Raw genomic sequence first — 12,695 nt, 5'->3', positions numbered from 1 at the left:
CTATGACCTCCTTAGTCTTTATGAATTTTTACTTCAGCGTTCATTCCAGGAACAACATTTTTAGATGGTGCAGAATCTAAAGAAATTTTAACTGGTACTACTTGAGATACTTTAGTGTAGTTACCGTCAGTGTTAGATGATGGCATTAATGAGAAGCTAGCTGCAGTTGCTTGGCCTACTTCTTCAACTTTACCGTCAACGTCAGAATCTTCACCGTCGATTGTTACGTCAACTTTGTCGCCTTTTTCTACACTGCTAACATCTTTTTCGTCAATATTTGCTGTAATATATAAATCATCTAAATTGTAAGCATAAGCAATTGGTGAACCTGCTTGTGCAACTGAACCTTCCATACCACTTGTTTTAACGATAGTTCCGTTTTTTGGCATTTTGATATCCATTGTTTGTGACTCACCGCTTTGGCTTTGACCACTCACTTCTGCTACTTTGTCACCTTTTTTAACTTTGTCCCCTTGTTTTACATCAAGAGATTTAATTTGACCTGAAGTTGGGCTAGAGATTTGAATTTGTTCTCCATCAACTTTGGCATTATCAGTTGTTACAAAGCTTGTAGCATTATGATATAAGTAGAAACCTACAATACCAACTACAACTAGAACAACGATTGTGATGATATTAATTAACACCATTTTCTTCATTGAACATTTCCTCCTATTTGCTTTTCAAAATCACTTTTAATATTATAAAGACATATAAATAAAATTAACACCAACAATTATTAGTAAATTGTCGGCTAAATGAAGTACAAGATAAATCAGGTGACAAGATGAAGCAAAACGCTAAATATAAAATTATAAAAAGTTTAATTGATTTATTAGAAATTTATCCCTTCGAAAATATATCTATAAAGATGATTTGTGCAAATATTAATGTCAATCGGTCAACTTTCTATGATCACTTTCAAGATAAATTTGACTTGCTATCAAAAATCCAAAATTATCATTTGAATAAATACGAACACTTACTCAACACATTCTCTTTTAATTTTGATAATATTAAAAAAAATCCTGAAAAAGTTTATAAATTCTTCCATATTATTCTAAAATATATCTATAGAAAAAAAGCGTTTTACCACGCTATTTTTATTTCCCATCCAAATAAAGAATTAGTTATGGAATATATTGATATTACGAAACAGTATTACACGAGAATTTTAGGAGAAAATAATACAACCATTCAAAACGTGCCTTTTTTTATAACTTATACAATGAGTGGTCAAATAGGTGTCATTTTAAATTGGTTAAGATTAGGGTGTCAAGAACGCCCGGATGAAGTAGCAAGTGCATTACTAGCTAATACTTTAAAAGTTCAAAGATAGTTGTATTTAGCCAATGAAGAAGCCATTAATTGAGTTAACTCGATTAATGGCTTCTTCACTTTGATACTGTATTTAATTGTTTCATCGTAGCATAGTAATTAATTTAATTTCTTTTATAATTTGTCATGTTTAAATACTTTAATATTTAATAATTGTAAAATGATAAGTAAAATTGCTGTGAGACTAATAATAATGATATAAGGCATACTGTTATATTCACCTTTTAGATTAACAAGTGGTGTCACAAGGCCGCCTAATAAAGATTGTAATAATCCCAATAAACTTGATGCGCTTCCGCTTCCGGTTGTACGTTCTTCCATTGCAATTGAAAATCCTAATGTCGCGACGCCTGTAACTGGCACCACTAAAACGATAAAACCTATAACTAATAACGCAAAATGCCAATGATTTATTAATGTTAATGACACAATCACAACGCCAAAGATTTGGATAATTGTAAATGCACGTAGTAGCACTTGTGGGTGAAAATAGTCTACTAATTTTCCAGCAATCTGACTCGCAATAATAAGTGTGATTCCCACTCCTGCAAACATCCAACTAAAGTGTAATGGCGAAACACCATATATTTTTTGAACTAAAAATGGTGATGCAGAAATGTAACTAAATAACATGATGAATGTAACGCCTTGAATGAGCATTGGTAAGACAAATCGTGGTGTTGTGAGTAGACTTTTAAAGTTACTAAAAATCACATTCACTCCACTGCTATCACGATTTTCTACCGATAAAGATTCAGGAACTTTAAACAATGAACCTAACACCATTAATACACCAAATAGCGTTAAAATGACAAAAACCATTCGCCAAACAGCAAAACTCAAAATTAAGCCCCCTAAAGCTGGCGCAATCACAGGTGCTACTCCATTAACTAGCATGAGCAGTGCTAAAAATTTAGTCAGTTCATTTCCACGATACATGTCACTAGCAATCGCTCTTGATATAACAGCTCCAGCGCCTCCAGTAAACCCTTGAATAAATCTAAGAAATACCATAATCCAAATATTTTCAACGAAGACAATACCTAAACTTGCTAAAGCAAATATAATCATTGATATAACTAGTGGTTTCTTTCGCCCAATACTATCGGATATTGGACCTACAATCAGATTACCTAACCCTAAACCTATCATAAATAAAGATAAAGTTAGTTGTGCATTAGCAGTAGTCGTATTAAAATCATTTTTTAATTCTGGTAGCCCTGGCAAAAACATATCTATAGATAAAGCACCTATAGCAGTTAAAGCACCCAATATAATAATAAATAACGGTGAATTTTTCTTTTGCTTTTGCTCTATATCCATTATATTATCCCACCTTTTTAGGTTTCATATTTTTATGTATTGATTAAAATTTAATAAGTTGGAATAAAACATGCTTCAATATTACTCTAGCTTTCGAATTTTTAAACCACTTACTGAAATTTTAAGTTTGTGTTTCGTTCATTCTCTTATAAATGACTAGAACTGAGAAAAGCTTGATTTAATCACCTTCTCAGTTCAGTCTACAAATACTTATTTAAAATGAATGTTAAAGATACAATTTCGATCGCTACTCATTCATTTATTTTGAATCAACTAATTGAATATTACCCGTATCACTATCTTCTCTTAATTCATAATTAGTGGTTTCATACTGCCCATTGCTATTTAAATGTTGCACTTTAGTATTAATCGTGTTGCCTTTTTGACTAGCACTTACAACTTGTGGATTAATAAAAGCAACTGATTGGTTTAAATTGTTTTTTATAGACTTATAGATACTCGATTTATCTTTTAAAAATGTACTCACTAAATTGAAATCACTTTGTGAAATAGCTGAATTCAAAGTGAAAGAATAATTACTAAAGAAATTACTTAGCTTTGTTTTCAAACTATTTTCTTCCGCTTCTTTTTCCTCGATATAATCACTAATCTCTTCATCATCAAACTCTAATGTAGCACTATTAATATTACCTAAATCTCTTGCTTTGATTGTTTTTGTCTCTGCATGGAATGTTTTCCCTTTTGCCTTACCTAGTGCAGAAACTGTAACATCTTTCGTTTGAGGATAAGGTCCATATTCTCTAGAACTGCTATATTTCATTTGTTTATCATTTATTTCAACTTTTAATGAGCCTTTGTCTAAATCACTTTTTCCTTTTAATTTGACTGTTAATAACGCTTCGTTGAAATTTTCATTTACTTCAACTGTGTTACTCTTTCCATATCTAAAGTCAAATTTAAGTTGACCACTAAACTCACCATATTCTGTTTCTTTTTTAGCATCAACAGAATATATACCTGGGATATAAGTACCTAGTGAAGTCGTCTTATTCGCATCAGCAATAACTGTTTTCTTTTTTCCACCATCTTTAAATTCATATTTCGTATCCAATTTAGGTTTCACAATTGCCTTCTTTGTAGGAGCAGTGTAACTCATATTATCGAATATTAATAATCGTGTACCATTTTTACTTACACGTAAGTAGTTATTACCTGCACGCGTTTTTAAATTAATTGCCTCTTTTGAATCACTTTTATTGAGTGTTTCTACTGTAGATTTAATATCGCGCGCAAACTTCTTCATTCCAACTTCACTTCTAATATAGTCTATATATACACTTGCCTCATCAGAATCTATATGAGAATTTTTAGAGCTTAATAGCGTCGCTACTTTTTGTGAATCATTATTATCAATTGCATTAACTAAAATCTTTGTTTGCGCATTAGGTGAATTGTAATTTCTAACCAATACAAACACAATAATTAGTAAAACAATGATAAACGCAACGATAGCCCAAGGAATAAACTTTCTTATCCTAATATTAGATGTGTTGATTTGAGGGGAGTTTATTTGATTGTCTTTATTGTCTAATTTATTTCCACAATTAGGACATTTGTTTAAGTTACTATCAATTTTCTGTCCACATTTCGGACATGTACTCATTTAGTCACCAACTTCCCCTCTACTAGAATATATTTATCGATTGATATTTTAATTTCAAATTAAGAATATGATTTCTATTATATAATAATCATTCTAGACCTTCATACTAATTTAAACTTTTGAATTAAATTTTTTTACTCTCTCATCTATTATATATAATACACTTAAAGCTTTCTCAATATCTTTACTTGATAAATCAGCTACCATATCACTAACCATATCGCTAACTATTTTATTGTTTTCTTCAGTATATTTTCTACCTTTTTCCGTTAGAGCAACATATTTTAGTCGTTGATCAATATTGTTATTTGGCTTTTGTAATGCTACGAAGCCACTATCGATTAGTTTCTTGATACGTCGACTTACTGCTGCTTTATTAACACCTTGTTTTTCAATTATTTCAGTAATTGATAATACTTGATGATGGCTTAGCAATCTTAGAACATTGGATTGCTCCATTGAAATACCATACTTGCTTTGCTGATCTTTTAATAACTTTGCAGTTAAAGTATTAGTATCATCAATGAATTGCTTCATAAATTCGATGTGGTTTCTTGAAATTATGCTCATTACTTTACTCCTTGTTAAATAGTAATCAATAGCGTTTTACATACTCTGTTAAATAATATCAATAAACAATTCTCTTGAAAACCTCATTACTTTATTAATAGTTGCTAATTGGTAAGTTGTTCGATTACATTTATATATATAAAGAAATTAGAGGTATTCCTTATGATTGCAATTATCTTAGCTCTCGTTGTGTTATTGATTGTACTAGGTGTATTATTCAACGTGAAATGGCTTCTGAATTTAAGAATGTTTATTACAACTATTATATTATGTATGTTAATTACTGTTTTGAATCTATTAACAATGACACTCCCTACTACACTAATAATAATCATGATGATTACTATGGGTGGTTTACTAGTGAAGCACAACCATCTTTTCTCCTTACAAAAAGGTCAAACTTTTATAAATAAAATGACGAAACTTCTCATACTAGGAGTACTCTTTACATCGATTCTTGCATATCTTAGCACTATGCCTATTCCTATAATTAATGGTGTTTTCTTGTGGCTAACTATGATTGCGATAAGTACTTGTTATGCATTATTGCTTTACATGTCTTGGTCATCAGCTTTAGGTCGTATCTCAACTCATAAGCAGTACGACTTAATTATGGTATTAGGAGCTGGAATTTTCACAGAAAAAGTTACACCAATGTTAGCCGAAAGATTAAATCGTGCACTTAGTGTATATCAACATCAAACTGACAAATGTAAAATAATTGTTAGTGGTGGTCAGGGGCCAGATGAACCCATATCTGAAGCATTAGCGATGCAGCGTTATTTAATACAACATGGGGTTCGCCAATCTAGTATTATTATGGAATCTCAATCTACAAATACGTTTGAAAACTTCTATTATTCAAAAAAAGGCATACACAATCTATACTCAAATAGCCCCAATATACTTTGTGTTACGAGCCAATTTCATATCTTACGAGGAATGAAATTGGCGCATACGAACCGAATGAAAGTTGATGGTATAGGAAGTCACACTCCTTATCATTTTTTTGATGTCGCATTAGTGAGAGATTTCTTAGCACTAATGTATCAATATAAATTACTATTGACCATTTACTTTGCAGTTTTATTTTTTGCTTCTCTTTTCATTCTATTTTAAAAAATCGGGAGTGGAACAGTATGTTTTGTTCCACTCCCGCAAAATGATTATAGCTGAGAGAAGTTTGATTATTGTGTGATTTAAATGACACAACTAATTAAACTTTCTAAGCTTATTTTTTATAACTCGATTTTACCATCTTCAATTTCAATCACTCTATCCGCATATTCAAATAATCTTTTATCATGCGTAATCATAATACCAATCATATTTTTAGTTTGAACATGTGCTTTAATCATTTGCACAACAGATGTCGCTCTATCTGCATCTAAACTGGCAGTTGGCTCATCTGCTAATATGATTTTAGGTTCATTCATAAAAGCTCTCATTATAGCGACGCGTTGTTTCTCTCCTCCGGATAACAAATGAGGATAAACATCTAAACGATGACTCAGACCTATCTCATTTAATAGTCTTTGTGCTTTATCTTTAGCCTCTTTACGCTTTATACCCGCTTCTTTAGCTACAATCATTAATTGTTCTCTAACTGTTAGATAAGGAACTAAATGAGATGATTGAAAAATAAAACCTATATCATTTAGTCTTAGACTTGTTTTATCTACTTCATTTGACAATAAATGCTCACCATTATACAAAACATCTCCACTCGACGGACTTAGTAATCCACCTAAAATATTAAGAAGTGTAGATTTACCTGATCCAGATGCGCCACTTAGTATGATGAATTCACCTTGATTCACATTAAAATTAATATTCTTTAATACTTCTGTTTGTGCATCTCCATTGCCAAATGTCTTAGTAATGTGTTTGAGTTGTAATGCCATTATTCCATACCTCCAATTGCTTCTATAGGATCTACTTTTAGAACTTTTATAAAGGATAATAATGCACCGATTAACCCTACAATTAGAAATACGACTATCATTAATAACACCTGACTATAACTTAAATAAAATGGCATAGTTACAGGCATAAAGGCATTTAATATAAGTATGAGAGAAAATGCTAAAATAACACCTAACATTGTCGTTAAAATAATTTGTAGTAAAAGTGCAGTTAATAAATGTTTCGTTTTAATACCTATGGCTTTAAGAATGCCTATTTGAGGTATTTTTTGAATCGTCATTACATAGAAGAACGCACTTAAAACGATTGCTGTAATCACGAATAGACTAATAATCATTAAATTAAGTGGCATTTGTTCTGCTTGATAACTAGCAATGTTATCAGTTAATGTCTTTTCATTTACAACCTTGATGCCTTTAATTTGTTTAAGTGATTGTTTTTCATCTTTGTTGATTTTATCAACCGGATAAAATGTTGATACTTGTTTATTTAATGACTTAAACGCTTCTTTATTCATTAATATCATTGAACTATGTGCGTACATTGACTCATTCATTATGCCGCTAATTTTATAGTCTTGATTATGTCCTTTAAAAGTTACAGTATCTCCAACTTTCAAGTCATTTCCAGTCAGTTTCTCACTAATAGCTATTTCATTCTGTTTTTTTGGAAAATTACCACTTACAAGTTTTGGCGTAAGATGTTTAGGCGTATTTAGCGTGATGACATCTTGATCTTGTTGGTTTATTTTAAGTGTTTGCGTCCCCATTTGAGTTGCATTTTCATGAATGATATTCTCTATTTTGTTTTGTTGTGATTGGTTCAACTGGGAACTTTCTAACTTCGGTTCCTTATTATCTTCGACTATATAATGTTCAGCTGGCATATTATTTAAATATGATATATTTTCTCGTGCTAAGCCTTGAGCTAATCCACTAATAAATAACACCATGCTTCCTAATAGAAATATAATTAACATGATTAATGTATAACGAAATCTGTAAAATTTTATTTCTTTCCATGCTAAATTCATATTTAGTACCTCCCACTGCTATTTCAATACATAGTTTAATGACACATTGTGAACTGAATATGAACTTTAAGAAGAATTGTTTTCTGATATAGTTATTCATATAATCATTTTATGAATAATAAAGGAGTAAAACTGATGGTGAAGTGTTTAATAGTAGATGACGACTATAAGATATTACATTATGTATCTCAACATCTCGAAGCAGCTCAAATTCAAACCGTCACTCACGCAAGTGGTGAAAGTGCCATCGCATACCTTGCAAATAATAAAGTCGACATTGCAGTTGTTGATATTATGATGACTGGCATGGATGGATTTGAATTATGTCAATTGCTTAAAAATGATTATGATTTACCTGTCATAATGTTGACGGCAAGAGATGCTCTGAGTGATAAAGAACGTGCATTTGTAAGTGGGACAGACGATTACGTTACCAAGCCTTTTGAAGTAAAAGAATTGTTATTTAGAATACAAGCTGTGTTAAGACGTTACCAAATTAATTCTCAAGACATTATAAAGTTAGGAAATGTTACTTTAATTCAAGAGTATATGGAATTATCTGTCGACTCTAAAAATGTCAATTTGCCTACAAAAGAGTTTCAATTATTATTTTTATTGTGTGGTAAACCAAAACATATTTTCACAAGAGACACACTAATTGAGCGAATTTGGGGATTCGATTATGAGGGAGATGAAAGAACTATAGACGTTCACATTAAGCGATTACGTCATCGATTAAATCAATTAAAAGCCACAATTGAGATACAAACAGTTCGTGGACAAGGATACAGGGTGATTACACATGTTTAAGACGCTTTATACACGTATTGCGATTTACACGATTACAGTCATTCTTTTTAGTGCTTTAGTCAGTTTTCTTTTTGCAAACGTGTACTATCATTTCAATTTAAAAGCACATAATGACGCAAAAATTATGCGTACTTTAGAAGAGGCAAGAGCATTTCATACATCTTCAAATCAATCTGACACTCAATCATATTTTAAACATTTAGGAGATATGAACTATCAAATTATGATTGTAGATCACTCACATCATAAAACATTTTTTGGTGAACCATTCCGAAAAGACACTATTTCAGATTCAGCTATTAACCAAGTACTAAAAGGTAAAGCCTACCATGGTATTAAAAATAAACCTTTCGAACTATTTATAACTGGCTTTTTTGATAATGAAACGGATAATACTGTGGGTATCCCTTTTAATCAAAATAATCAAAAGCTTGCCGTATTCATGCGTCCTGATATAGGTGAAACATTTAGTGAGTTTCGCACTTTTCTTGCTGTTCTTTTAATATGCTTATTAAGTATATCTATCACGCTCGTTATTGCATCTACATATTCAATTATTAAACCTATAAAAATATTGAAGCAAGCAACTGAACGTTTAATGCATGGTGATTTTAATTCACCAATCTATCAAAGTCGTCATGACGAAATTGGTACGTTACAATATCGATTTGAAGCGATGCGACAATCTTTAAAACAAGTAGATGATATGCGACAACACTTTGTTCAAAATGTTTCACATGAAATCAAGACGCCATTAACACACATTCATCGTCTACTTAGTACGTTACAAAGCAATGTAAATCAAGGAGAGCGTGATCAGATTATTCATGAAATTCATGAAGAGGTTACGCATTTAAGTAATTTGACAAAAGAATTATTATTATTATCCGAACTAGATAACGCTACTCATCTAAAATTTGAAGATAATGTTCACTTTAAAGAATTAATAACTGACATCATTCGTCATGAACAATATGGGATAGATAACAAACAATTAATGTTGATGTCTGATATAGATACGATTCATTTCCGAGGAAATAATCGTTTATTACATCAAGCATGTTCTAATCTCATTCAAAATGCAATTAAGTATTCTAATCCCAATAGCATGATTGATGTGAAATTATTTATTAACGAAGGAATTATTTATTTTACCGTTAAAAATGAAGGGCATACCATTCCAGAATCAGTGCAACCTCATCTATTCGATCGTTTTTATAAACGTAATGCTGAGGATAATAGCAATGGATTAGGATTAGCAATTACTCAATCTATCATTCATTTACATCGTGGACAAATATCAGTAACTAGTAATGAACGTGACGGAACGACGTTTACAGTGACATTGCCTGAAACTAACTAATCAATTTAGTTAGATATTATTTTACAAAGCTAACCACTTACTTCAATATATCTACCATTTAATATTGTTCTAAAAATTTTCTATACATTTGTGGTTAAATGACGTTGAGGAGGCATTAGTCAAATGAAACTACGGTTACATATATCACCCGAAGAAGATGAGAAGTATATCACGATTCACGCACCTGAATTTGATGATGAAGTACAACAAGTTATTACAAATATTGAAGATTTGAATAGTTTAAAGCAACTCTATGGCAAACAAGATGACATGATCCATATTATAGAAATTCAAACCATCACTAGTTTTCGTACACATAAAAATCAAGTCATTGCAATTAGAGACGGCGAACAATTTAAATTGAAAGAACGATTATATGAACTTGAAGAAAAACTTCCTACTTCATTTATTCGAATTTCTAAATCTGAAATTGTAAATATTAATAAGATTAAAAAATTGCAATTAGAACCTAATGGTTTGATTAGAATTTATTTGCAACATATTGATTATACCTACTCCTCTAGAAGATATTTAAAATCCATAAAGGAGAGACTTTCATTATGAGAAAATTATATCAATTTGTTAGTATTTCTTTAGTGATAGGTTTAGCACTTTCTATCATTTTTAGTTATATCAATGCTGGAGGTGAATATTATCCAATTTCACCAGTTACAACACTAGGTAAGTTATATTATTCACACTTGTCTGAACCATTAGTAATGCTCATCGCCATTTGTTTGTGGCTTTTAATTGGTGCATTATTTTACTTAGCAAACTTTTTCTTTACGCACACAGATTGGAGTATCACACGTAGCACATTAATGCATTTTATATTGAGTTATATTGGATTATTACCAATTGGTATTTTATCCGGATGGTTTTCGATAAGTGTTTCAAATATATTTATTTTTACATTCTATTTCATCATTATCTACATCACTATTTGGATTATAGAGTTTTTAAAAAGTAGAAAATATGTTTCTGAAATCAATAACCAATTAAATAAAAAATAATTACTAATGGAAAAGCTCCTTATAAAGTAAACACTTAAAGTGCAAACTTTATAAGGAGCTTAATGTTATTTTATATTGAAATGATACTTATTTTACATTTAAATATTTTTGAATTTCTTTATTAACAGCGCGATAGACGTCCTCATGCTCTGTTAATTTAAGTCCGAAAGAAGGTACCATTTCTTTAATTTTTGGAATCCAATTTTTAAATTCATTACCATAACAACGTTGTAATAAATCTAACATAATATCTACTGCAGTTGATGCACCAGGTGAAGCACCCAATAATGCTGCAAGAGAACCATCATCAGATGTAATTACCTCAGTACCAAACTGTAAGTTACCTTTACTATCTTCAGTATCTTTAATCACTTGTACACGTTGACCTGCAACAATAACTTCCCAATCTTCGTCTTTTGCATTAGGCACAAATACACGTAAATCATTCATACGATCTTCATGTTTTAACATAAGTTGTGATACGAGATATTTAGTTAAATCTATTTCTTTAACACCTGCTGATAGCATTGTTAATAAATTATTAGGTTTAACTGAACGTATTAAGTCTAAATTTGAACCTGTTTTTAAGAATTTAGGTGAAAAGCCTGCAAATGGACCGAATAATAAAGCACGTTCCCCATTTACAAACCGTGTATCTAAATGAGGTACCGACATTGGTGGTGCACCTACACTTGCCTTACCGTAAACTTTAGCATGATGTTTTTCGATAACGTCTTTATTAGTACAACGTAAGAACAGACCACTTACTGGGAAACCACCGATATGTTTTGATTGCTTGATACCTGTTTTTTGGAGTAACGGTAAACTTGCACCGCCGGCCCCAATAAATACAAATTCTGATTCATACGTATGACTTTGTCCAGAATTAAGATCTTTAACAGTCACTTTCCAGTTTCCATTATCCAGTTTCTCAATATTTTCAACTTCTTGTTTATAAGAGACTTCTACATTTCTTTCTTTTAAATTAGAGATGAGTTTTTTTGTTAATGCACCAAAGTTTACATCTGTCCCACTTTCATCACGAGATAATGCAATTGGAACATGTGATGTTCTTCCTTCAACCATTAAAGGTACCCATTCTTTAATTTTTTCACGATCTTCAGTAATATCCATTTTTTCAAATAGTATATTTTCTTTTAATGCTGCTACTCTGTTTTTAAGGAATTTTACATTGAAGATACCTTTTACGAAACTCATATGTGGCACTGATTGAATGAAGTTAGATGGATTTTCTAATTGTCCAGTTCTTACTAAATGTGCCCAAAATTGCTTAGATACTTGGAATTGTTCATTGATTTTAATTGCTTTTGTAATATCAACAGAGCCTTCTTTTCCTTCTTTAGTATAATTCAATTCACAAAGTGCAGAATGACCTGTGCCAGCATTATTCCAAACATTTGAACTTTCTTCACCAGATTGTTCTAATTTTTCAAATATTTTAATTTCTTTGTCTGGAGATAATTCTTTTAATAACGTACCGAGTGTTGCGCTCATTATACCGCCACCTATTAAGATGACATCTGTTTTGCTATGTTCTGAACTCATAACAATACAGTCCCCCTTTTTTTTCACATCTTTAGTCGATAGGAAATTGATCTTGGCTTAATAAATTAAAACGCTTTCTTTATTTATTAAAATTTTTAATATTAACTTTACGCAGAACGTAAATCGACT

The 12,695-nt window shown here is 31.0% G+C and carries 13 protein-coding genes; 6 read left to right on the top strand and 7 right to left on the bottom strand.

The features are described from left to right. Positions 1-11: 11 nt before the first annotated feature. Positions 12-659 carry an HlyD family secretion protein gene (locus BB045_RS06055; protein ID WP_053025209.1) on the bottom strand — a complete coding sequence of 216 codons (648 nt, stop codon included), beginning with the start codon at positions 657-659 and terminating at the stop codon, positions 12-14. Between the two features lie 128 nt (positions 660-787). On the opposite strand from BB045_RS06055, the gene BB045_RS06050 reads away from it, so the two are divergent. After that, positions 788-1,339: a TetR/AcrR family transcriptional regulator gene (locus BB045_RS06050; protein WP_070581987.1), complete on the top strand. Its 552-nt coding sequence runs from the start codon at positions 788-790 to the stop codon at positions 1,337-1,339. A 113-nt stretch (positions 1,340-1,452) separates the two neighbouring features. Here the strand turns inward: BB045_RS06050 and tcaB are convergent, their stop codons facing one another. From tcaB to tcaR, 3 genes are all read right to left on the bottom strand, one after another. Beyond that, on the bottom strand, positions 1,453-2,661 hold the full coding sequence (tcaB, locus tag BB045_RS06045; protein WP_075140591.1) for a putative multidrug effflux MFS transporter TcaB: 1,209 nt from the start codon (positions 2,659-2,661) through the stop codon (positions 1,453-1,455). Positions 2,662-2,920: 259 nt separating this feature from the next. Continuing rightward, positions 2,921-4,285, bottom strand: a complete 1,365-nt coding sequence (tcaA, locus tag BB045_RS06040; RefSeq protein ID WP_053025207.1) for a membrane-associated protein TcaA — start codon at positions 4,283-4,285, stop codon at positions 2,921-2,923. 111 nt (positions 4,286-4,396) lie between these two features. After that, the gene (gene tcaR, locus BB045_RS06035; RefSeq protein WP_053023283.1) at positions 4,397-4,855 is read right to left on the bottom strand and encodes a MarR family transcriptional regulator TcaR; all 459 of its coding nucleotides are present in this window, start codon (positions 4,853-4,855) and stop codon (positions 4,397-4,399) included. A 162-nt stretch (positions 4,856-5,017) separates the two neighbouring features. Between tcaR and BB045_RS06030 the strand changes: the two genes are divergently transcribed. Next, positions 5,018-5,974 carry a YdcF family protein gene (locus BB045_RS06030; protein WP_070581984.1) on the top strand — a complete coding sequence of 319 codons (957 nt, stop codon included), beginning with the start codon at positions 5,018-5,020 and terminating at the stop codon, positions 5,972-5,974. Positions 5,975-6,093: 119 nt separating this feature from the next. Here BB045_RS06030 and BB045_RS06025 read toward each other — a convergent pair whose 3' ends face one another. Next, the gene (locus tag BB045_RS06025) at positions 6,094-6,759 is read right to left on the bottom strand and encodes an ABC transporter ATP-binding protein (protein ID WP_053023281.1); all 666 of its coding nucleotides are present in this window, start codon (positions 6,757-6,759) and stop codon (positions 6,094-6,096) included. Then, positions 6,759-7,814 carry an ABC transporter permease gene (locus BB045_RS06020; RefSeq protein WP_070442517.1) on the bottom strand — a complete coding sequence of 352 codons (1,056 nt, stop codon included), beginning with the start codon at positions 7,812-7,814 and terminating at the stop codon, positions 6,759-6,761. The genes BB045_RS06025 and BB045_RS06020 overlap by 1 nt, the downstream gene beginning before the upstream one ends. A gap of 135 nt (positions 7,815-7,949) precedes the next feature. Between BB045_RS06020 and BB045_RS06015 the strand changes: the two genes are divergently transcribed. The 4 genes from BB045_RS06015 (at position 7,950) to BB045_RS06000 (ending at position 11,000) form a co-directional block, all read left to right on the top strand. Continuing rightward, positions 7,950-8,624 (top strand): response regulator transcription factor, encoded by a 675-nt coding sequence (locus tag BB045_RS06015; RefSeq protein WP_070442520.1) that lies wholly within the window; start codon positions 7,950-7,952, stop codon positions 8,622-8,624. Continuing rightward, positions 8,617-9,987 (top strand): sensor histidine kinase, encoded by a 1,371-nt coding sequence (locus tag BB045_RS06010; protein WP_070678694.1) that lies wholly within the window; start codon positions 8,617-8,619, stop codon positions 9,985-9,987. The genes BB045_RS06015 and BB045_RS06010 overlap by 8 nt, the downstream gene beginning before the upstream one ends. 123 nt (positions 9,988-10,110) lie before the next feature. Continuing rightward, complete coding sequence (locus BB045_RS06005; protein ID WP_070581978.1) at positions 10,111-10,551, top strand: LytTR family DNA-binding domain-containing protein; 441 nt, start codon at positions 10,111-10,113, stop codon at positions 10,549-10,551. Then, positions 10,548-11,000 carry a DUF3021 domain-containing protein gene (locus BB045_RS06000; protein ID WP_053021421.1) on the top strand — a complete coding sequence of 151 codons (453 nt, stop codon included), beginning with the start codon at positions 10,548-10,550 and terminating at the stop codon, positions 10,998-11,000. The genes BB045_RS06005 and BB045_RS06000 overlap by 4 nt, the downstream gene beginning before the upstream one ends. Before the next feature lie 87 nt (positions 11,001-11,087). Here the strand turns inward: BB045_RS06000 and mqo are convergent, their stop codons facing one another. After that, on the bottom strand, positions 11,088-12,566 hold the full coding sequence (gene mqo, locus BB045_RS05995; RefSeq protein ID WP_037535826.1) for a malate dehydrogenase (quinone): 1,479 nt from the start codon (positions 12,564-12,566) through the stop codon (positions 11,088-11,090). Between the last annotated feature and the right edge of the window lie 129 nt (positions 12,567-12,695).

The sequence above is a fragment of the Staphylococcus sp. MB377 genome (assembly GCF_001922505.1).
GTDB lineage: Bacteria > Bacillota > Bacilli > Staphylococcales > Staphylococcaceae > Staphylococcus > Staphylococcus haemolyticus.
The sequence above is the reverse complement of the archived record's forward strand: the minus strand, read 5'-3'. Positions and strand labels throughout refer to the sequence as shown.

Coding starts and splice junctions, on each gene's coding strand:
- BB045_RS06050 (WP_070581987.1), top strand. CDS start 788: ATGAAGCAAAACGCTAAATATAAAATTATAAAAAGTTTAATTGATTTA.
- BB045_RS06030 (WP_070581984.1), top strand. CDS start 5,018: ATGATTGCAATTATCTTAGCTCTCGTTGTGTTATTGATTGTACTAGGT.
- tcaR (WP_053023283.1), bottom strand. CDS start 4,855: ATGAGCATAATTTCAAGAAACCACATCGAATTTATGAAGCAATTCATT.
- BB045_RS06005 (WP_070581978.1), top strand. CDS start 10,111: ATGAAACTACGGTTACATATATCACCCGAAGAAGATGAGAAGTATATC.
- BB045_RS06055 (WP_053025209.1), bottom strand. CDS start 659: ATGAAGAAAATGGTGTTAATTAATATCATCACAATCGTTGTTCTAGTT.
- tcaA (WP_053025207.1), bottom strand. CDS start 4,285: ATGAGTACATGTCCGAAATGTGGACAGAAAATTGATAGTAACTTAAAC.
- mqo (WP_037535826.1), bottom strand. CDS start 12,566: ATGAGTTCAGAACATAGCAAAACAGATGTCATCTTAATAGGTGGCGGT.
- BB045_RS06000 (WP_053021421.1), top strand. CDS start 10,548: ATGAGAAAATTATATCAATTTGTTAGTATTTCTTTAGTGATAGGTTTA.
- BB045_RS06020 (WP_070442517.1), bottom strand. CDS start 7,814: ATGAATTTAGCATGGAAAGAAATAAAATTTTACAGATTTCGTTATACA.
- BB045_RS06025 (WP_053023281.1), bottom strand. CDS start 6,759: ATGGCATTACAACTCAAACACATTACTAAGACATTTGGCAATGGAGAT.
- BB045_RS06010 (WP_070678694.1), top strand. CDS start 8,617: ATGTTTAAGACGCTTTATACACGTATTGCGATTTACACGATTACAGTC.
- tcaB (WP_075140591.1), bottom strand. CDS start 2,661: ATGGATATAGAGCAAAAGCAAAAGAAAAATTCACCGTTATTTATTATT.
- BB045_RS06015 (WP_070442520.1), top strand. CDS start 7,950: ATGGTGAAGTGTTTAATAGTAGATGACGACTATAAGATATTACATTAT.